The organism is Cyanobium sp. BA5m-21 (assembly GCF_024346235.1).
Lineage (GTDB): Bacteria > Cyanobacteriota > Cyanobacteriia > PCC-6307 > Cyanobiaceae > Cyanobium_A > Cyanobium_A usitatum.
In genome coordinates this window covers 26869-46322 of record NZ_JAGQCO010000007.1, presented here as the reverse complement: position 1 = coordinate 46322, position 19454 = coordinate 26869, and the positions used below count along the sequence as shown (strand labels likewise).

General features: G+C 63.2%; 20 protein-coding genes. 13 read left to right on the top strand and 7 right to left on the bottom strand.

What is annotated here, in order from left to right; translation table 11 throughout:
* Position 1 precedes the first annotated feature (1 nt).
* Entirely contained in the window at positions 2–1282 is a 1281-nt protein-coding gene (locus tag KBY72_RS03685) for a dihydroorotase (protein ID WP_254993097.1), read from the top strand.
* On the opposite strand, the gene lepB is transcribed toward KBY72_RS03685, so the two are convergent.
* Positions 1245–2012, bottom strand: coding sequence for a signal peptidase I (gene lepB, locus KBY72_RS03680; RefSeq protein ID WP_396123055.1), 768 nt, complete (start codon positions 2010–2012; stop codon positions 1245–1247). The genes KBY72_RS03685 and lepB overlap by 38 nt on opposite strands.
* Positions 2013–2089: 77 nt before the next feature.
* Here lepB and KBY72_RS03675 point away from each other — a divergent pair, with 77 nt between their 5' ends.
* Positions 2090–3631: a hypothetical protein gene (locus KBY72_RS03675; protein WP_254993096.1), complete on the top strand. Its 1542-nt coding sequence runs from the start codon at positions 2090–2092 to the stop codon at positions 3629–3631.
* Here the strand turns inward: KBY72_RS03675 and KBY72_RS03670 are convergent.
* Both KBY72_RS03670 and KBY72_RS03665 read right to left on the bottom strand, forming a co-directional pair.
* Positions 3597–3941, bottom strand: coding sequence for a Spx/MgsR family RNA polymerase-binding regulatory protein (locus KBY72_RS03670; protein ID WP_254941160.1), 345 nt, complete (start codon positions 3939–3941; stop codon positions 3597–3599). The two genes, KBY72_RS03675 and KBY72_RS03670, sit on opposite strands and share 35 nt — an antisense overlap.
* Positions 3942–3970: 29 nt before the next feature.
* Positions 3971–4333 carry a 2Fe-2S iron-sulfur cluster-binding protein gene (locus tag KBY72_RS03665; RefSeq protein WP_106502554.1) on the bottom strand — a complete coding sequence of 121 codons (363 nt, stop codon included), beginning with the start codon at positions 4331–4333 and terminating at the stop codon, positions 3971–3973.
* A gap of 82 nt (positions 4334–4415) precedes the next feature.
* Here KBY72_RS03665 and KBY72_RS03660 point away from each other — a divergent pair, with 82 nt between their 5' ends.
* A complete protein-coding gene (locus tag KBY72_RS03660) occupies positions 4416–5114 on the top strand; it encodes a class I SAM-dependent methyltransferase (RefSeq protein WP_254960937.1) in 699 nt (232 codons plus the stop codon).
* A gap of 399 nt (positions 5115–5513) precedes the next feature.
* On the opposite strand, the gene KBY72_RS03655 is transcribed toward KBY72_RS03660, so the two are convergent.
* Positions 5514–6002 (bottom strand): hypothetical protein, encoded by a 489-nt coding sequence (locus tag KBY72_RS03655; protein ID WP_254993093.1) that lies wholly within the window; start codon positions 6000–6002, stop codon positions 5514–5516.
* 140 nt (positions 6003–6142) lie between these two features.
* Here KBY72_RS03655 and KBY72_RS03650 point away from each other — a divergent pair, with 140 nt between their 5' ends.
* The 4 genes from KBY72_RS03650 (at position 6143) to KBY72_RS03635 (ending at position 10857) form a co-directional block, all read left to right on the top strand.
* Entirely contained in the window at positions 6143–7969 is a 1827-nt protein-coding gene (locus tag KBY72_RS03650; protein WP_254960936.1) for a proline--tRNA ligase, read from the top strand.
* A 47-nt stretch (positions 7970–8016) separates the two neighbouring features.
* Positions 8017–8451 carry a photosystem II protein Psb27 gene (gene psb27 / locus KBY72_RS03645; protein WP_106502435.1) on the top strand — a complete coding sequence of 145 codons (435 nt, stop codon included), beginning with the start codon at positions 8017–8019 and terminating at the stop codon, positions 8449–8451.
* 88 nt (positions 8452–8539) lie between these two features.
* Positions 8540–9859, top strand: coding sequence for an adenylosuccinate synthase (locus tag KBY72_RS03640; protein ID WP_193486180.1), 1320 nt, complete (start codon positions 8540–8542; stop codon positions 9857–9859).
* On the top strand, positions 9859–10857 hold the full coding sequence (locus KBY72_RS03635) for an adenosine kinase (protein WP_254960935.1): 999 nt from the start codon (positions 9859–9861) through the stop codon (positions 10855–10857). The genes KBY72_RS03640 and KBY72_RS03635 overlap by 1 nt, the downstream gene beginning before the upstream one ends.
* 3 nt (positions 10858–10860) lie before the next feature.
* On the opposite strand, the gene KBY72_RS03630 is transcribed toward KBY72_RS03635, so the two are convergent.
* Positions 10861–11667 carry a precorrin-6A/cobalt-precorrin-6A reductase gene (locus KBY72_RS03630; protein WP_254993092.1) on the bottom strand — a complete coding sequence of 269 codons (807 nt, stop codon included), beginning with the start codon at positions 11665–11667 and terminating at the stop codon, positions 10861–10863.
* 16 nt (positions 11668–11683) lie between these two features.
* Here KBY72_RS03630 and KBY72_RS03625 point away from each other — a divergent pair, with 16 nt between their 5' ends.
* Entirely contained in the window at positions 11684–12172 is a 489-nt protein-coding gene (locus KBY72_RS03625; protein WP_254960933.1) for a single-stranded DNA-binding protein, read from the top strand.
* Positions 12173–12195: 23 nt separating this feature from the next.
* On the opposite strand, the gene KBY72_RS03620 is transcribed toward KBY72_RS03625, so the two are convergent.
* On the bottom strand, positions 12196–12399 hold the full coding sequence (locus tag KBY72_RS03620) for a hypothetical protein (protein ID WP_254960932.1): 204 nt from the start codon (positions 12397–12399) through the stop codon (positions 12196–12198).
* A gap of 22 nt (positions 12400–12421) precedes the next feature.
* Here KBY72_RS03620 and KBY72_RS03615 point away from each other — a divergent pair, with 22 nt between their 5' ends.
* Genes KBY72_RS03615 through KBY72_RS03605 form a run of 3 tightly spaced genes read left to right on the top strand, consistent with a single transcriptional unit; the run spans position 12422 to position 15001 of the window.
* Positions 12422–12970 carry a DUF2854 domain-containing protein gene (locus KBY72_RS03615; RefSeq protein ID WP_254993090.1) on the top strand — a complete coding sequence of 183 codons (549 nt, stop codon included), beginning with the start codon at positions 12422–12424 and terminating at the stop codon, positions 12968–12970.
* 41 nt (positions 12971–13011) lie between these two features.
* Positions 13012–13890 (top strand): acetylglutamate kinase, encoded by an 879-nt coding sequence (gene argB, locus KBY72_RS03610; protein ID WP_254960958.1) that lies wholly within the window; start codon positions 13012–13014, stop codon positions 13888–13890.
* Positions 13883–15001, top strand: a complete 1119-nt coding sequence (locus KBY72_RS03605; protein ID WP_254960930.1) for a DUF3153 domain-containing protein — start codon at positions 13883–13885, stop codon at positions 14999–15001. The genes argB and KBY72_RS03605 overlap by 8 nt, the downstream gene beginning before the upstream one ends.
* Positions 15002–15010: 9 nt before the next feature.
* Here KBY72_RS03605 and priA read toward each other — a convergent pair whose 3' ends face one another.
* Entirely contained in the window at positions 15011–17227 is a 2217-nt protein-coding gene (gene priA, locus KBY72_RS03600; RefSeq protein ID WP_254960929.1) for a primosomal protein N', read from the bottom strand.
* 417 nt (positions 17228–17644) lie between these two features.
* Here priA and rpoD point away from each other — a divergent pair, with 417 nt between their 5' ends.
* Together rpoD and KBY72_RS03590 are read left to right on the top strand one after the other, a co-directional pair.
* Positions 17645–19042: an RNA polymerase sigma factor RpoD gene (rpoD, locus tag KBY72_RS03595; protein ID WP_254960928.1), complete on the top strand. Its 1398-nt coding sequence runs from the start codon at positions 17645–17647 to the stop codon at positions 19040–19042.
* Positions 19039–19437 carry a DUF1824 family protein gene (locus KBY72_RS03590; protein WP_254960927.1) on the top strand — a complete coding sequence of 133 codons (399 nt, stop codon included), beginning with the start codon at positions 19039–19041 and terminating at the stop codon, positions 19435–19437. The genes rpoD and KBY72_RS03590 overlap by 4 nt, the downstream gene beginning before the upstream one ends.
* Positions 19438–19454 lie beyond the last annotated feature (17 nt).

The following is a 19454-nucleotide window of genomic DNA, read 5'->3' as shown; positions in this document are numbered from 1 at the left end:
TTTGACGCTCCCCCTCTGGCTTCACCAGGTTCAGCTACTCACCGGTCCTGGTCAGCCGATCACTAGCTCAGATGCCCTGATCGATAGCGGTGGCGAGCTGCTCCTCTGGGGCGAAGGCGCTAGCCAGCGGGCCCAGGCCCTTGGCCTCAGCCCCACCGACGCCCGTTCCTGGCTACTGGCCCCAGTGCTGGTTGACCCCCACAGCGTGCTGGAGCAACCTTGCGGCGGGCGAGCGGAAGATCTGGCCAGCTTGGCGGCCGCCGCTGCTGCTGGCGGCTACGGCACCGTGGCCCTGCTGCCCTGGGCTACTCCCTGGCGTGATCGACCGGAGCGGCTTGGTTTGGAATGGGCCGAGCCGATGCAATTACTGCTTTGGGGCAGTTTCAGCCTGGAGGGTGCCGATCAGGAGCTGGCCCCCCATGCCGATCAAATCGCCGCCGGTGCCATTGGTTTGGCCTGCGCTGAGCAGCAGCCACCGTTGGCTTTGCTGGAGCGGGGCCTGCTGCTGGGGGAGATGGGCAGCCGGCCCGTGCTGGTGGCCCCGCGTGATGCCGGCCTTAGCTGCAGTGGCTTCGTGCGCGAGGGGGTTGATGCTCTGAGGGCGGGCTGGCCCCTTGATCCGGAGCTCAGCGAAACCCTGCCGCTGCAGAGCCTGCTCAGCCTTGCTCAGGCTCGTTCGCCTGTGGCTATGCGGCTGATGAACCTATCCACAGCCGCTGGGGTGGATCTATTGGCCCAGGCGCCCACTCGGCCCCTGGCCAGCGTCAGCTGGTGGCACCTACTAGCTGATAGCGGCAATCTCCACCCCACCGAGGAGGGCTGGCGGCTGCGGCCCAGTTTGGGAACTCCCGCTGATCGCCTGGGCTTGCTCGCTGGCCTAGAGCAGCGACTGCTTACCGCCGTGGCCGTGCACCATCTGCCGCTTGATGCGGAAGAGCAGCTGCTCCCCCTGGATCAACGGCGGGCCGGAGTGGCCGGCCATGGCGCCCGCCATGGGCTTGTGTTGCCGCTCTTGTGGCAAGAGCTGGTGGAGGGCCGCGGCTGGAGCGTGGAGCTGCTCTGGCAGGCCCTGAGCTGGGGAGGCTCCGAGTTGCTGGGACTGCCCCCCGAGCAATTAAGCCAGGGAACTCGCCGCTGGCTGCTGTTTGACCCCCAGCACCCCTGGAGCTGGGAGCGGGGTGAATCCTTGTCGATGGCAGCCAACCAGCCTCGCTTGGGCCAGTCGGTATGCGGAGCTGTGCGGGCTACTGGCCTGCAGCCGGCAGATCACTGGAGCTTGTGACTCCAAGGGCACCGGTTTGGTTGAAGGGGTAAAAGCGCCAGAAGGCCCGACCGATGATTTCGCTTTCGGGCAGGAACGCTCCCCCAGGCCAGAAGCGGCCATCCCAGCTATTGGCCCGATTGTCGCCCAGGGTGAGCACGTGGCCAGCTGGAACGACGGCATTCAAGGTTCGGCATGGACCCATGCCCTGGCTATCTACGGGGCAATCGCCTTGAACGTAGGGCTCGGCCAGCCGCTGGCCATCGATGAATACGTGTCCCCTTGGATCCACCACAACCCTCTCACCGGGAAGGGCTACAACTCTCTTGATGTAGGCGTCGCAGGCAGGGTTGGCAACCCCGGGCAGGCTGCCCAGGAGCGGCAGATTCACCAGCAGGCAACGCAGGGGATTGGAGCTTGATCCAGCTGCCAGCACCGGGTCAAAGCGGTGGGGCGAATGGAATACGACAATCTCACCGCGCCGCGGCGAGCGCTGGCGATAGCTCAGCTTTTCCACAAGTAGGCGGTCCTGAAGCTGCAGCCCTGGCAGCATCGAACCCGAGGGGATGTAGCGGGCTTCCACCAGAAACTGGCGAATACCTAGAGCCACAGCCAAGGTGATCAGGACGCTGCGCCAGAAGGCCCAGGGGCTCTCTTGGGGTGCCTGTTCGGGCTGGATCAGGGAGGGGCTGGGACTGCCGCCCTCCTCATTGACAACCTGACCACTCTCTGGACTGTTGGAAGGGCTCAAGACAGCAGATCTCCTTTGTTCAGGTTCACCGAACCAGACAGGGCAGATTAGGCACAACAACCACCCCGCCAAAGACCATGGCGTCCCCTCGCTGGCAAGATCGCACCAAGTCGGCATCGGCTGAGCCTGTAGGCCGCTGGATGCTGGGTTGGGACCGCTTTGTGGCGGTGTGGGCCAGCGTCAACCTGCTGTGGGTGGCGTTCGACATCACCTACGTGCCGCTGCGCACCTTCTGGCTGCAGCGCAACCTCTACCCGATCCCCTCGGTGCCCCTAGTGGTGCCCCTCACCGTGATCCCGGATGTCACCCCCCTGGTGGATCCGATCAAGGGCATTGAGCCCCACCGGGAGACCCAGGCCTACCTGGAGCAATTTCGCCAACTCGATGCGGCCCTGCTGACCCTGCCGGCCGGCCAGGCACCGCAGCCACGCCAGGTGTTCCTGCTGAACCGTCAAGCCCAACTCACGGCCCAGCTGATCGATAGCAATCCATTTCTCGCTTCTGAGGCCTCGGGAACCCTGGAGAAAATCAAAAATCGCTTGCGGCAGCGGGCAGACCGGGATTCCGCTCGACAGGCCTCCAGCCTGTTGCTGAATCCAGAGCGGATACGGACCAGCGGCTGGAGCCAGGAGCGGCGCTTCTGGAACGACCAGGTGCTGCCGCTGGTGGCCACCAACTACTGGCGATCGATCGATGAAAACGGCCGACCCACAGACCACTTCTGGCGCATCGACCTGCTGCTGTTTCAGAGCGTCTTTGTTTTAGACATCTTGTTGCGGCTGATCCGGCTGCGGCGCCGGCTACCGGGCCTCAGCTGGGGTGATGCCCTGTTGCGCCGTTGGAGCGACCTGCCCCTGCTGCTGCCCTTCTGGCGCTGGCTGCGGCTGGTACCGGTGCTTGAGCGCCTGCAGACCTCCGGCTTGGTCAATTTTGAGCCGCTGCGGGCCGTGGTGAGCCGGGGGGTGGTGGCGCTACTGGCGGTGGAGCTGTTTGAAGTGCTGTCGCTGCAGATCCTCGATGGTACCCAGGGTTTGATTCGTTCTCGGCGCTGGCCCCAGCGGTTGCGAGCCCTGCGCAGCCATCAGAGCGTGGCCAGCAGCAGCGACGAGCGGGCGCTGGTGGAGCTGGTGAGGATCTGGGCGCCGCTGCTGCTGAGCCGGGTGGCACCGAAGCTTGCGCCGGAGCTGCAGGGTTTGCTGGGATACAGCCTGCGTCAGAGCCTCGAGCGCACCGTGGTGCCAGCACCGCTACGCCAGTTGCAACCGCTGCTCCAGGTCGAGACCGGCATCAGTCGCCAACTAGCTAGCGGCATGGTCGACAGCCTCCTTGAGCTTTCCCGCAGCACTGGCAACCAGCTTTCCCGCCGCGATGACGTTCAGCTCGATTTGCTGCAGCGGTTCATCGACAGGTTCTGGGAGGAGCTGGCCGCGGCACTCGAGAGCGGCTCGGCCCTGGAGCGCTCCCAGGAGCTGCTGTGCACCTTGATAGACGGTGCCAAGGGCACCTATCTCAGCCAGATCAACAGGGCCGGAATCGAAGCCCTGATCCAGGAGCTCGACCAGTTGATGACCGCCCCTGGCCCCGCTAGCCCAGAAGATCCAGCCACTCCGGCTCCTTGAAGCCGGTGAGGATGCGTCCGTCGTTTGCGACCAGAAAAGGCCGCTTGATCAATTTGCCGTCCGCGGCCAGCGCTGCTAGAGCGGCCTGATCGTCCATGGCCTGCACCGCGGCGGCTCCCAAGGCCCGATAGCTTTGCCCGCTGGTATTGAACAGGCGCTGCCTGCCAAGCTGGGCAAAGGCCTGCTCAAGTTCGGCGATGCTGGGCGGCTGCTCGGTGATGTCCAGCGTTTCGGCAACTAGGTGACGGGCTGTCAGCCAGGCGATTGCCTTGCGGCAGGTACTGCAGCGTGGATAGCTATAAAGCTTCATCCGGAGCTACGGATTGGGGTACCGGCCGCTTATTTGATGCCGATTAGGGACTTGAGGGCGCCCACCAGGCTATTTGAACCCTGGCCAACGGCGTTGGTCGGTTTGGTGCGCACGGTGACGTCGCCGTTGACGCTGGTGCGGCAGCTGAGGCGGAAATTGGCTGGGCGATCAGAGAGGTAAACCTCCTCGACATCGCTGCGGGGGGAAAGGTTTTGCATGCCCTCGATCACCTCCATAACGCAGGTGCCGCACTGGCCTATGCCACCGCAGTTGTTGACGTTGTTGAGCCCTTTGTAAGGGTTGATGCCCGCATCCAGGGCTGCCTTGCGGAGGTTGGCACCTTCGATGCAACCGACCGTCTGGCCTTCCTGTTCAAAACGGATGGTGGGCACGGTCGGGCTGGGGGAATGGGCGCCGCCCAACTTAGGTCACGCCCGTCCCAATGCCTAGCATCGGAACCTTCGCGAGCGAGTTGTGTCAACGCCCCTCGGTTACGACCTGCCTCTTGGTTATGACCTGCCTCTTGGTTATGACCTGATAGTCCAGCAGCTGATTCCGGGATACGCCAGCCTGGCTCGCCTGGCGGTTGCTTTGCTCGCTGCCTCGCCCCGGGCCAGCAGCTCTGGTGCAGCTGTGTTGGTGGCGGGCTGCGGCACCGGAGCAGAGCTGGTGGAGGCAAGGGCCCAGCGCCCGGACTGGCAGCTCACCGCAATCGATCCCTCCGCTGAGATGCTCGCCGCTTCCCAACAGCGACTGGGTGTCGAGTCGATCAGCTGGCGTCAAACCACGGTCGAGGACCTCAACGCCGACGGATGTTTTGCTGGCGCCCTTTCCGTGCTGGTTTTGCAGTCCTTGCCAGACGATGGCAGCAAGCTTGCATTCCTTACGGCCCTTGCCCGCAGCCTTGAGCCTGGTGGCCAACTCGTGCTGGTTGATTTGATGGCGCCGGAGCGATCAACCCTGCAAAGCCAGGTGGAGGCAGCCTGGATGGGTTTCCAACGGGCTAGTGGCCTCAACGCTGATCCTCACGATCTCGCTCCTCTTACCCAAGGCCTCCACCCGATTGGGGAAGCGCGGCTAACGGCTCTCGTCAACGCGGCTGGCTTTGGAGATCCGGCCAGGATTTTTCAGGCTCTCGGCTATGAGGGCTTTCTGCTGCAGCGCCGCCCCTGAGCCCTCGAAGCTCGGGGCCGAATAGCTGAAGGGTCTTCCAGCGACAACCATGGCTAGCGGCACCACCGCCGTGGCCAGGGCGATCAGGCTTCCCAGCAGGCCTGAAAGGGCTTGGGGGCCCGTACTGAATGGATCTTCACCCTGCTCATCAAGATCGCGTTCTGGCGCGGTCGCTTCGGCTAGATAGGGGATGGAAGAGGGTTGGGAATCTCGGGGAACTGAATCCATAGCAATGGGAAAGGGCGCATAAGGCACCGATTCCACTCAGAAAATCAAAGGGACTTCTTCAATTCTGGCACTGTGGCTCAGAAATTGGGGATTGAACAATTATTGACTCGTGCAACTAGCAAGACTGAACCGTGCAACTTGCAAGACCGGTCAACTAGTAAGGCAAATATTTTAGGCGGCAGGGCGGGAGCCTTGATCGTGTTGATCACGGCGGGCACTCAGGTCTGTAGGGCGACCATCGAGATGGTCTAAGCGCAATCGGATGGATCGCAGTTCTTCGAGGATCGAACCCAACAATTGTTGGGTGGCAGTGGAGGGTGAGTTGAGTACCTCAACCGTTACTTCCTTGATCCGCAGCACGTCGCGGGCAAAACGGGCCACCTCGTTGGGGTGGAACATCAGCGGATCCTTTTGATCGCTGCGGTATTCCGGATTCAACTTGCGCGGGTTGAAAGGCGGATTGAGGTTGCGGGGATCAGTATTTGTATAGCGGTATACAGACGCCCGAGAACGGTTGAGAGCCCTTTGGACCTCATCAATACCGATTAGGCCTTCAGCGATCTCGGCGGATCCAGCATCTGCGGTTTCGGCCTGGGCAACAAGCCCAGCAGGTAGGCCGATTGCCCCCAATCCATTTGCAGAACTGGGCTGGGGTGGCATGAGACGGCTTTTGGACTAACGGGATCAGATCGAGACCATAGCAGGGGTTTTGCACGTAATCACCAGCGGTGGTCACCCCCATACAGGCTCCCCTGGCTGGGTGTCGGTGATAGGTTCCGCCCTCATCGAAAGCTCCTGCCATGCGCGTCTCCCGCCTGATGCTGGTGACGCTCCGCGACGATCCGTCGGAGGCTGAGATTCCCTCTCACAAGCTGCTGCTTCGCGCCGGCTACATCCGCCGGGTTGCCTCGGGCATTTACGCCTATCTCCCCTTGATGTGGCGGGTGCTCCAGAAGGTTTCCCGGGTGGTGCGTGAGGAGATGGACGGCACCGGAGCCCTTGAAACCCTGTTGCCCCAACTTCAGCCGGCGGAGTTGTGGCAGCGCAGCGGCCGTTGGGCCGGCTACACCGCAGGGGAGGGCATCATGTTCCACCTCGAGGATCGCCAGGGGCGTGAGTTGGGGCTGGGGCCTACCCATGAGGAGGTGATCACATATCTGGCCACCGATCTGTTGCGTTCTTACAGGCAGTTGCCCGTCAATTTATATCAGATACAGAGCAAATTTCGCGATGAGATTCGTCCCCGCTTCGGCTTAATGCGTGGTCGCGAATTCATCATGAAAGATGCTTACTCCTTCCATGCCAATGAGGAGTCCTTGCGGCAAACCTACGCCGCTATGGATGGCGCCTACAGACGCATCTTTGCCCGTTGTGGTTTGCGAGCTGTCGCGGTGGAGGCAGACAGCGGTGCGATTGGTGGCTCGGCCAGCCAGGAATTCATGGTTACGGCTGAGGCAGGTGAGGATTTGATTTTGGCCAGTTCCGATGGGGCCTACGCCGCCAACCAGGAGCGGGCTGTTTCGTTAGCCGCTGACCCAATTTCCCTACCGGGGGGACCGCGGGCTGGCGGTAAGGGTGAACCTTTTGCCACCCCTGGACAAAGCAGCATCGAAGATCTCTGCGCCGGCCATGGCATTGAGCCCTGTCAGACCGTAAAGGTGTTGATGTTGCTAGCCCGCTTTGAAGATCAAAGCGGCCAGCCCCTGCTGGTGAGCCTGCGGGGCGATCAACAACTCAACGAAGTCAAGCTGGCCAATGCAGTAACGGCCCGCTGCTCAGCGGAGCATGGAGCGCTATTGGACATTTCCCCAATTACTAGGGAGGCCGCGGCCAGCGAAGGGCTGCTGCCCTTGCCCTTTGGCTTTATGGGTCCCCACTTAGCCGATGGGCTGCTGAGCAATTCCAGTCACTGGAGCAAGCACTTCTTGCGACTAGCTGACAGAACAGCTGCTGAGCTCAGTTCCTTTGTGTGTGGTGCCAACAGCACCGATATCCACCTAGTAGGCGCGGCTTGGGGCTCCCTCTGCCCCTGCCCTGAGAGCCTTGATCTGCGGGCCGCCCAACCAGGTGATCGCTGCCAACACGACCCCTCCCAGCAGCTCCAGGCCAGTCGGGGCATTGAGGTGGGACACATTTTCCAGCTGGGCCGCAAGTATTCAGAGGCCCTTGAGGCCCGTTTCACCAATGAGGCTGGCTCGGAAGAAGCCCTGTGGATGGGCTGTTACGGCATCGGTGTCTCCCGGTTGGCCCAGGCGGCTGTTGAGCAACATCACGATGGCAATGGCATCTGCTGGCCCGTATCGATTGCGCCCTTCGAAGTGATCGTGGTGGCGGCCAATTGGGCCGAAGCCAAGCAGAGCGGCTTGGCTGAGCAGCTCTATCTGCGTCTCCAGGAAGCAGGTGTAGATGTATTGCTGGATGACCGCAGTGAGCGGGCTGGAGTGAAGTTTAAGGATGCCGATCTGATTGGTATTCCCTGGCGGGTAGTGGTGGGTCGCGGAGCGGCTGATGGTCTGGTGGAGTTGGTGGAGCGCTCCAGCTGCAGCAAGCGCGATCTGCCGGCCATTGAGCTGCTTGAGACCCTGCTGCCCTGCTTGGTAAGCCAGCGCATGGGCCTGCCTGCGTAAAGGGCCCCTGAGGCGGCTTCTAGGATGGGGGGATTCGCATTTCTCCCATGGCCGCTGTGCTTCCCTCCTTCCGCCAGCGGCTGAAGCAGCTTTTTTCACGCTTGGCCGTAGCCCTAGTGCTCTGCCTCAGCCTTGCTCTAACTGCCTGTAGCTCTGCAAATACCGGTCTTTCTGGTAATTACATCGAGGACACTGTGGCGGTGGCCGACAGCCTGCTGAGCACCATCGCCCTAGGGGCCGACGATCCTGCCCGCGCTGAGGCCGAGATCGAAGCTCGCAGCCTGAGCAATGGCTACGTGGCCCGCTACCGCCCCCGCAGCTCGGTGAACGGCTTGGGCTCTTTCACCACCATGCAGACGGCGATCAACTCCATGGCTGGCCACTACACCAATTATCCCAATCGCCCGCTGCCGGAGGCGCTTAAGGAGCGGATCGCCAAGGAACTCAAGAAGGCTGAAACCAACGCGACTCGCGGCGCCTAAGGCCCTGATCCAAGCCAACCATCTTTGACGAAAGACCCCACGATCTGAGAAGCTCTCGGATTGTGCTCAGAAGCGGCTCCGGGCCGCTGTGTCCTTGGCCAACGTTGTCGTCATCGGTGCGCAGTGGGGTGACGAGGGGAAGGGCAAGATCACGGATCTTCTCAGCCGCTCAGCCGACGTTGTGGTGCGGTATCAAGGCGGGGTGAACGCCGGCCACACCATCGTCGTGGACGACAAGGTGCTGAAACTGCACCTGATCCCCTCCGGGATCCTTTACCCCGACACGATTTGCTTGATCGGCTCCGGCACGGTGGTCGACCCCAAGGTGATGCTGGGGGAGCTCGACATGCTCGCCACCTACAGCATCGACATCAGTGGCTTGAAGCTGGCTTCTACGGCCCACGTCACCATGCCTTACCACCGCCTGTTGGATCAGGCGATGGAACAGCGCCGCGGCGATCGCCGCATCGGCACCACTGGCCGGGGCATCGGTCCCACCTACGCAGATAAATCGGAGCGCAATGGCATCCGAATCCTGGACATTCTTGACGGGGATCGGTTACGGGATCGCCTCGCGGGCCCCCTTGCCGAAAAGAACGAAATCCTCGAGAAGCTCTACGGCCTTGAGCCGTTGGATTTCGAGACGGTTGTGGCCGAATACGTCGGCTATGGCAAGCGGCTAGCGCCCCATGTGGTCGATTGCACCCGCACTATCCACAGCGCTGCGCGGGCCCGCCAAAACATCCTGTTTGAGGGAGCCCAGGGCACCCTGCTGGATCTTGACCACGGCACCTATCCCTATGTCACCTCTTCAAACCCGGTAAGTGGCGGTGCCTGCATCGGAGCAGGGGTGGGCCCCACCTTGATCGATCGGGTGATCGGGGTAGCCAAGGCATACACGACCCGGGTAGGAGAGGGTCCCTTCCCCACCGAGCTCCAGGGCAGCCTCAACGATCACCTCTGTGATCGGGGCGGTGAGTTTGGTACCACCACAGGCCGCCGCCGCCGTTGCGGTTGGTTTGACGGGGTGATCGGTCGCTATGCGGTGGAGGTGAACGGCCTCGATTGTCTGGCCATCACCAAGCTCGATGTGCTTGATGAGCTCGATGAAATCCAGGTGTGTGTTGCCTACGAACTCGACGGCGAGCGCATCGAATATTTCCCCAGCAGTTCTGAGGATTTCGCCCGCTGCCAGCCGATTTTTGAAACCTTGCCGGGTTGGCAAACCTCTACTGCAGATTGCCGCAGCCTGGAGGAATTACCTCCAACGGCGATGAGCTATTTGCGCTTTCTTGCCGATCTAATGGAGGTACCAATCGCCATAGTTTCCCTTGGCGCTAACCGCGATCAGACGATCGTTGTGGAAGACCCCATTCACGGTCCCAAGCGGGCCCTGCTGAGTACCTAATGGATCCCATGGAAAAGACCTACGACGTCGTCGGCATTGGCAACGCCATCGTTGACGTGCTGGTGCAAGCCAACGACGACCTGATCGACAACTTCGAACTCACCAAGGGCACCATGGCCCTAGTGGACGAAGCCCAAGCCGAGCGCCTCTACGCCAGCGTTGGACCGGGCCTTGAAACCTCTGGTGGCTCCGCTGCCAACACCCTGGCCGGGGTTGCCCAACTGGGCGGCAGGGCGGGCTTTATCGGTCGGGTGCGCAACGATCAGCTGGGGGGGATCTTTACCCACGACATCCGTTCGGTTGGTGCTCGCTTTGATACCCCTGCGGCCACGGAGGGGCCCTCCACGGCCCGTTGCCTGATCCTGGTGACTCCGGATGCCCAGCGCACCATGTGCACATACTTGGGCGCTTCGGTGGGGCTGGATCCAGCCGACCTCGACCTTGACATGGTTGCCCAAGCCAAGGTGCTCTACCTAGAGGGTTACCTCTGGGACAGCGACGAGGCCAAGGCGGCTTTCATCACTGCGGCCGAGGTGGCCCGCGCCCATGGGGGCGAGGTGGCTTTGAGCCTGTCGGATGCTTTTTGCGTCGAGCGTCACCGCGAAAGCTTCCAGGAGCTAGTGGACGGCCACGTCGACATCCTGTTTGCCAACGAAATGGAGATCACGGCCCTCTACAAGGCCAATAGTTTTGAAGAGGCTGCCGACCAGGTGCGGGGCCGCTGCAAGCTGGCAGCCCTCACCCGCAGCGAGCAGGGATCGGTAATCCTCAATGGCGCCGGCACCCACAGCGTCGCCCCCTTCCAGCTCGGTCCCTTGCTGGACACCACAGGGGCGGGTGATCTCTACGCCGCTGGCTTCCTGCACGCCTACACCCAGGGCCAGCCCGTCGACGAATGTGGACGGCTGGGTTCCCTCTGCGCTGGTCAGGTCGTGACCCAGCTGGGGCCCCGGCCCCAGGGCTCGCTCAAGCAGCTAGTAGCCGAGCACCTGGGCTGAGCCTCACTGCGGCAGCACCAGTGCCTCCAATAGGCAAGTTTGGCTTAAGGCTTCTACTCCGGCTGGCTCTGCTGGCCTGCCGATCAGCAACAATTCGGGGCCGGGGCCAGCGCAGAGCTGCCTCCAGAGCTGTTCGGTAGCTCCGCCCGACTGGCGTGCCAACACCATGGTGATGCGCCAGCGGCGAATCAGGGATCGCTCTACCTCCAGCTCCGAGCCTGGGCGGAGGCAGGCGACCTGATCGGCCGCCAAGCCAGCCGCCATGGCCAGCTGTAGGGCCCTTGGGCTGGGCAGCAGCCGGGCGAAGTGACGGGCGCCGGGGCTGCAGGCCAGCGCCTGTTTTAGTTGGCGGGCACCTATTGCCAATAGGAGGCGGTGGCCCTGCAGCGAGCGACTACGCAGCGTCTCCAGGCTCGGCAAGATCGTTGCCGCTCCAGGCAGGGTGGGGCGCAGCAGCCGTATCAGCCGTTGGCGGCGCTGCTTGCACACGGCGGCCAGCTGGCGACTCACCAGACAGGCGAAGGGATGGCTGGCATCCACCACCACCGCATAGGGCCAACCCACCGATTCGGCGGCGGCCAGTTCTGCCCATACCCCCTGCTCGCCATCGATGGCGCCGACGCGCAGGGTTAGCCCCGGATGGGGGCGATAGGCCAGGGCCGCTGTTGCACCAACAACGCTCACGGTTAGGTGCCAGCCGCGCTGCAGCAGCCGCTCCGCCACTACGGGGCCTTCGCCGGTGCCGCCGATCAGCCACAGACGGGGCGAGGTCTGCTGAATCTCAGGTCCGTGCATCAGGATGGGGGCCACCAATGGTTGCCGGGGAGTGAATCACTGTCTGCTCGAGGTTGAGGTGCTGGAAGCGCCCCAGGTGCGATACACCCAGGACAATCAGACGCCGGTGGCGGAGATGGCGGTCCAGATAGACGGCCTGCGTCCTGATGATCCCCCGGGTCAATTGAAGGTGGTCGGCTGGGGCAATTTGGCCCAAGAGCTCCAGAACCGGGTGCAGGTTGGCCAGCGGCTGATGCTCGAGGGCCGGCTGCGTATGAATACCGTCACCCGTCAGGACGGCGTCAAGGAAAAGCGCGCTGAATTCACCCTGGCCCGGCTGCACGGCATGGGTCCTGGCGCCACCAGCAGTCCTGCTGTCAATCCAGCTGCCGCTACTGCGCCTGCGCCCCAGCGCCGTGCCCCAACAGCGGCTCCCCCTTCCACCCCGGCTCCAGCCGCGCCGGCGGGTGCCCAGCCCCCAACCTGGAATACCTCCCCGCTGGTGCCTGATCTCCCTGACGACGACGACATCCCTTTTTGATGCGGGATTGATCCCGTTTAGAGCTAGGCGTCGGCGCTGGAATCGGAGTCGCTCAACTGATCGAGCAGCTGGCCCAGCTCCCGCTCCAAGGCTGCTAGATCCAGGCGCCATTGGGGCCAACGACCCGCATCAATTTGGCGCAATAACCAAAGCCGGTCGCTCTTGAGGTTGCTGATCAGTTCGGCGGTGCCGGTTTCGCTGGGCCGGCTGGTGGTCGCATCCGCCATGGGCATAAAGGAAGATGGCTGTATGCAAGCACTTCTCTCACCAGGCAGCCTCGTGACCATCGCGGGGGCTGTGCTCACGGTGATCGGCACGATCGCCTACGCCACCGATATCCCCAATCTCAGCCTGCCCACGATTTTCTACGGCATTCCGATCCTGTTGGGTGGGTTGGCCTTGAAATCCTCTGAGCTGCCTCCACCTAAGCGACTAACGCCGGCCTCCCGTTTCAAGCAATTGCGGGACCTGCCGGAGAGCGAGCCCCTGCGCAAGCTGCTGGCCGATGTAGATCGCTGGCGCTACGGACAGAAAGCCCATCTGGAGAGCTCTCTGGAGGTGCTCAAGCTCTGGGACGAGGACGCTCCGCCCCAGCTGCTGAGTGTTGAGGAGCTCGACTGCGATGGCCGCTATGGCTTGCGCCTGCGCTTTCGCTGCGAAGGGGTGCCCCTAGATCGCTGGCAGGCCCGCGCTGATCGGCTTGGCCGCTTCTTTGGCACCGGTTTGAGTGCCGACATCAAGCCAGAGCGCCGCGATGAATTCAGCCTCGCTCTGGTGCCCGAGCCCAGCGCTAGCTAAGACCGCTTAATCCATCTGCCCCATCGGCAAGCGAAACCTTGATCAGCAGCCAGGACACCCTGAGGGTGTCGGTCCTAAGTGAGGCCCTTCCATACATCCAACGCTTTGCGGGCCGCAGGGTGGTGGTCAAGTACGGCGGCGCGGCGATGGTGCAAGCGGAGCTTCGCGACGCTGTCTACCGCGATGTGGTGCTGCTGGCCTCGGTGGGGGTGCAGCCAGTGGTGGTTCATGGCGGCGGTCCGGAGATCAATGACTGGCTGAATCGCCTCCAAATAGAGCCCGAATTCCGTGACGGTTTGCGGGTCACCACTCCGGAAACCATGGACGTTGTGGAGATGGTGCTGGTGGGCCGGGTCAACAAAAACATCGTTAACGGCCTCAATCAGGTGGGTGGCCGGGCCGTGGGACTTTGCGGCAGTGATGGCTCCTTGGTGCGAGCCCGCACCTACGCCGATGGGGTTAATGGGCTGGTGGGAGAGGTGGCGGCAGTAGATCCGGCAGTGCTTTTTCCCCTGCTCGATGCCGGCTACATCCCGGTGATCTCAAGCGTGGCCGCCGACGCTGAGGGCCAGGCCCACAACATCAATGCCGATACCGTGGCCGGTGAACTGGCCGCGGCTTTACAGGCCGAGAAACTGATCCTGCTCACAGACACGGCAGGGGTTTTGAAGGATCGCCACGATCCTGACTCCCTAATTCGTCAGCTGACCCTGGCGGACGCACGCCAATTAATCCATGAGGGTGTGGTGGCAGGCGGCATGACCCCGAAGACCGAATGCTGCATCCGGGCCCTGGCCCAGGGAGTGGCGGCGGCCCACATCGTTGATGGCCGGGTGCCCCACGCCCTGTTGCTGGAGGTTTTCACCGATTCGGGGATTGGCACCATGGTGGTGGGCAGCCAGCGCGGCGGCCATGGCTGAAGACCTGCTGGCTGCAGCCCGTGCAGCCCTCGAGCGGGGCGATTACGGCCAGGTTGTACGCCTATTGGATCCCCTCACCAGAGAGCATCCTGCTGCTACCGCCACCGGAGCTGAGATTCAGCTGCTGCTCGCCACCGCCTGGATGGGGCGGGGCGACAACGGCCGGGCGATCCTGTGTTGCCGGCTGATCAAGCGCTGCCGTGATGCCAGCCTGCGGGCTCAGGCCATAGACCTACTCACCGTGCTGGAGGCACCGGCCCTCGAGCGCCCCCGCGATTGGTCGATCACCCTGCCCGATCTGGGCACAGCAGAGGCCATGGGCGGCCAGATGCAGCAGCTTGCCCGCGGCCGCCGCTCCAACAAACCACCACCGCCGCCACCGCCACCGGTGGGGCCAACCAGGGCTCCAGTGGGCTTCGCTGTGCTGGCAGTTTTGCTGTTGCTGCTGACGCTGCTGCTCGGCGGCTGCACCGAGGTGCGCAGCGAGTTGACCTTCAAGGGGCCGGGCCGGCTGCAGATCGCCCATGGCCTATCGAGCCCCGGCACCCAACCCGAGCCCTGGGCCCGTCAGTTTGGCCGCACCCTGCTGACCCAGGGATTTCACCCGGCCAAGCAGCCCAAGCCATCTGCTGGCGCTGACGGCTTTCACCAGCGACTGGAGAGCCCGGTGCTGCCAGCGCCCGAGGCCCTTGCCCTGCTGGCAGCAAACCTCAGCGCGGCAGCGGATCTGGCCGGTGTGGCCCTGCAGCCGCCCCACTTCCAGCTGCGGGAGCGCAATTGGCTGCTGGGGGTGCGCCAAAGCCTTGAACTGACTGTGGACCTGCGTGGGCTCACCGCTCTGCCGGGTTTCAGCGCCGCCATCGACCTGGCCCCTGTGACCCCTGCGGCTGTCCGCCTGGCCAGTCCCGAGCCCGCTGCGACGATTTCTGGACGAGCTGCCCTGCACTGGCCCCTGCGATTTGGCGCCAGCAACACCCTGCAGCTCAGCTGCTGGCGCTGGAGTGGTCTTGGTATTGGCGGCGCCCTGATTGCCCTTGCCCTAGTGCTGGTGCTGGCCCTGGAGCGCCTGCGGCGACTGCTGGGCTTCGGCCTGCCGGAACTACCGGCTTGAGAGCGGTGCTCAAAGGCAGAGGGGGTCGGGGTCGATCGCCAGACCCACCCCCGCAGGCAGCCCCTCCCGCAGCAGGCTTTCAGTCGGCAAGGGCAGGGGCTGGGCGGCGGGACCATGCAGCAACAGCTGCCAGCGACTCTTGCCCGCTACCCGGGCTACCGGGGCCGGGGCGGGACCAATCAACAGCCAGCCGGCTGCCGCCACTTGGCTGCGGATTCTCTCGGCCAAGGCAGCGGCGGCGGTTGCCGTGCAGCTGGCGCTTGGTCCGCTCAGACGCAGGAGGCAGGCCCGGCTGAAGGGCACCAGGCCACCCTGGCGGCGCAACTGGCTCTCCTCGGCCAAAAACAGCTCGTAGCGCCCATCCACCAGGTGGCGAATCACCGGGTGTTCGGGGCTGTAGGTCTGCACCAGCACCTCGCCCGGTTTTTCGCCGCGTCCCGCCCGGCCCGCTAATTGCAACAGCAATTGCAGGCACTGCTCGGAGGAGCGCAGATCGGGGCGATGCAACAGACCGTCTGCCGCCAAAACCGCCGCGAGCGTGACCCGGGGTAGGTCCATGCCTTTGGCCAGCATCTGGGTGCCTACCAATACGTCGGCTTCCCCTTGGGCGAAGCGATCGAGCAGGCGGCGGTGGCCGTCGCGGCCCCGGGTGGTGTCACGGTCAAAGCGCAGCAGGCGCAACCCTTCAAGCTCGGTTGCCAGCTGTTCCATCACCCGCTGGGTGCCCGCGCCAAAGGGCTTGAAGGCCGTGGAGCCACAGTGGCCGCAGCGATTGCCCATCTCGGCGCGGTGGTCGCACCAGTGGCAGCGCAGCCATTCCTGGCCCCCTTTGGAGCGGTGCACGGTTAGGGATACATCGCAGTGGGGGCAGAGCACCGCTTCGCCGCAGCTGCGACAGCTCAGGAATGCTCGATAGCCCCGTCGGGGCACCAGCACCACTGCCTGTTCGCCCTTCTCCTGCAGCTGCTCTAAGCGCCCCATCAGGGCCCGGCTGATCAAGCGACGGTGGCCGTCCGCGAGCTCGTGGCGCATGTCGATCACCCGTACGGCAGGCAGGGGCCGCGAACCAATCCGCTCCGGCAGTCGTAGGAGGCGGCTGGCTGGTTGGGGGGATTGACAGCTCAGCCAACTCTCGAGGGAGGGGGTGGCACTGCCGAGCACCAGCCGCGCCCCGCTGTGCCGGGCCCTTAGGCGGGCTACGTCGCGGGCGTGGTAGCAGGGCATCGGGCTGTCCTGCTTGTAGGAGCTGTCGTGTTCCTCATCGAGCACGATCAGGCCCAGCCTGGGCATGGGCAGAAAGATCGCTGAGCGGGTACCCACCACGACCACCGCTTCTGGTTCCAGGCAGCGACGCCAGGCCGCCACCCGGGCTCCATCGGAAAGGCCGCTGTGGAACTCGACCACCCGGCAGCCGAAGCGTTCCCGTGCCCGGTCGAGCAACTGGGGAATTAGGCCAATCTCCGGGGTGAGTAAGAGGATGGCCTGCCCCAGCTCCAGAGCTTGAGCTGCCGCTCGCAGATACACCTCAGTTTTGCCGGCGCCTGTTACACCCCAGAGCAAAAATTCCGCGCCCGCTGGGGCACCGGAAAGGGCCTCGACTGCAGCGGCCTGGGCCTCCGTCAGGGCAGGCCAGTGAGCCGGTGCCAGGCCAGCTCCACTGCCCTCGGGGGGAGCCTGAAGGCGCTGCACCAGGCCCCGAGCCTCCAGGCCCTTGAGGACGGCGCGACTGAAGCCAGCCTCACCACAAAGATCCCTCAGGGGCACTGGCCCGCTATGGCGCCCAAGGTGCTCAAGCAGTTGTTGCTGCCGCTCGGTGAGGGGCTGGCTGAGGAGTGCTGCATCGGAGCGCTCCACCAGCCAGATTGCGCGGCTTGGCCTGCTTGGCCCCTGGTTGCGCTGGCCAAGCCAGCCCGGTGGCAGGGCACTTTTCAGAGTTTTGAAGAGGCTCGTGTGGCACTCCGCCGCCACGCTTGTCATTAAGTTTTGCCAATCGGGATCTACGGCAGCCCGCTGCCAAATCTCCAGGATCGGCTGTATTCGCTTGCTGCTGAGACTGCCGGGTAATTGATCAAGCCAGCCCACCACCAAGCCGGTGTGCGGGCGTCCCTGCAGCCTCACCCGCACCAAATCCCCAATCCCGGCTGGGGTTTCTGGCGAGTTGGCGTAGGTGAATACCTGGCCTTCGCGCCCGGCTTCGAGCCAGATCTGCAGCCAGGGGGTCGACAAGCTTGCAAAGGTCACAACCCATTCTTAGGATGTGGATGTTGGGCAGTTCAAGGACTGCCGTCGGAACTAAGCAGATTTCCGTCCAGCGGGAAGACCTGAAGTGAGACCCCGGGAGCCAGCCTCCCACCATTCGGCCTCCCGGTCTGCGACCACCCCTGTCAGCCCTGTCCAGGCCTCGGCCAACCTGTCCAGGCCTCGGCCACCGACCCCTTGCTTTTTGCCGGGTCGCTCGACTTTCTTTGCCGACTACCACCGTTCAGAGGTTTCGTTCCCGTTTTCGTGGTCTTGCACCAGCTCCTACGGCTAATCCCGGCGTAGCTGAAACAATTTCTGCCGATTGCAGGCAGAAGATCTCTAGACCCGATTTCAGGCGATGCGTTTCCGCCCATTTGTTTTGTTGTTTCGTTTTTGTTACCTATGAGCCCTGCTGCTGCCCAGCCGAAAGCATCCCCTGAAATCTTGATGGTGGCCACGGCGGCCGGTGAAGAGGTGCAAGTAACGCCCAAGAAGGCTGCACCTAAGTCAAAGGCTGCGCCAAAAGCAAAAGCCGCTGCCAAAGCCCCGGCTGCTGCCAAGACCCCGGCTGCTTCCAAGGGAACGGCTGCTCCCAAAGCAAAGACTGCCACCAAAGCCCCGTCTGCTTCTAAAGCAACTGCTGCTACCAAGGCAAAGGCTGCTACCAAGGCAAAGCCGGCCGCGAGCAAATCCTCAGCGCCTAAACCCCCAGCGGCCAAGGCCAAAACTGAGGCTCCAGTCGATACCGCTGAGCTAGACGATTCCGATGATCTAGGCCCATCCGGCAGCTCTGCCGAGAAGGACGAGAAGGCCGCCAAGGCCCTCGCCAGCATCAAGGTGGGGCCTAAAGGTGTCTACACCGAAGACTCCATTCGGGTTTACCTCCAGGAGATCGGCCGTATCCGCCTACTCCGGCCCGATGAGGAGATCGAGCTGGCCCGCAAGATCGCCGATCTGCTCCAGCTCGAGGAGATCGCCGCTCAGTTTGAGGCCGATCACGGCCGCCAGCCCGACAACAAGGAATGGGCGGCATTGGTGGAGATGCCCTCCATCAAGTTCCGCCGGCGCCTGATGCTTGGCCGCCGAGCCAAGGAAAAGATGGTGCAGTCAAACCTGCGCCTGGTGGTTTCGATCGCAAAGAAATATATGAACCGGGGCCTGAGCTTCCAGGACCTGATTCAGGAGGGTTCCCTCGGCTTGATCCGGGCTGCCGAAAAATTCGACCACGAAAAGGGATATAAATTTTCCACCTACGCCACCTGGTGGATTCGTCAGGCGATCACCCGCGCTATCGCTGATCAGTCACGCACTATCCGCCTTCCGGTGCACCTATACGAAACCATTTCCCGGATCAAGAAGACCACTAAGACCCTCTCCCAGGAATTCGGCCGCAAGCCCACCGAAGAGGAAATTGCCGAATCGATGGAAATGACCATCGAGAAGCTGCGTTTCATCGCCAAAAGCGCCCAGCTGCCCATCTCCCTGGAGACGCCGATCGGCAAAGAGGAGGATTCCCGGCTCGGTGACTTCATCGAGGCCGATATTGAAAACCCTGAGCAGGATGTGGCCAAGAACCTGCTGCGAGAGGACCTCGAGGGCGTGCTGGCCACCCTCAGCCCCAGGGAGCGTGACGTGCTGCGTCTGCGCTACGGCCTAGATGACGGCCGCATGAAGACCCTTGAGGAGATCGGCCAGATTTTTGATGTCACCAGGGAGCGCATTCGTCAAATTGAAGCCAAGGCCCTGCGCAAGCTGCGCCACCCCAACCGCAACGGCGTGCTCAAGGAGTACATCAAGTGAGTCAGGGCCTGGCATCCCTGCGGGGGCTGCGCACTGCTCCGTCGCTCGACCCCGCAGCGCTCTCGGAGCTGCGGGCAGAGCTTGAGCCGCTGCTGGCTCGCTGCGACTGGTTCACGGCGGGAGTGATGGCAGCCTCTGCAGCGGCTGCGGTGACCTGTCTGCGTCAGGTTGAGATGGCTCTGGGCTGGTCGCAATTGCAGCTAGATCCCGCCGGTGTTGCCCTCGATTCGATCGAGGGTCCGGTCTTCCTCAAGGCCAACCAGAACAGCGGTCGCTTTCAGGTGCGCGCTGAAACCGGTCTAGGAGAGGGACTATTGATCAGCGGTCACTGTTCAGCAGATACGGCTGCGGAAGACACCTGGGGTCCATTGCCCCTTGATTTCTTCGGCCCTTAATCTGAGTGGCTGTTATC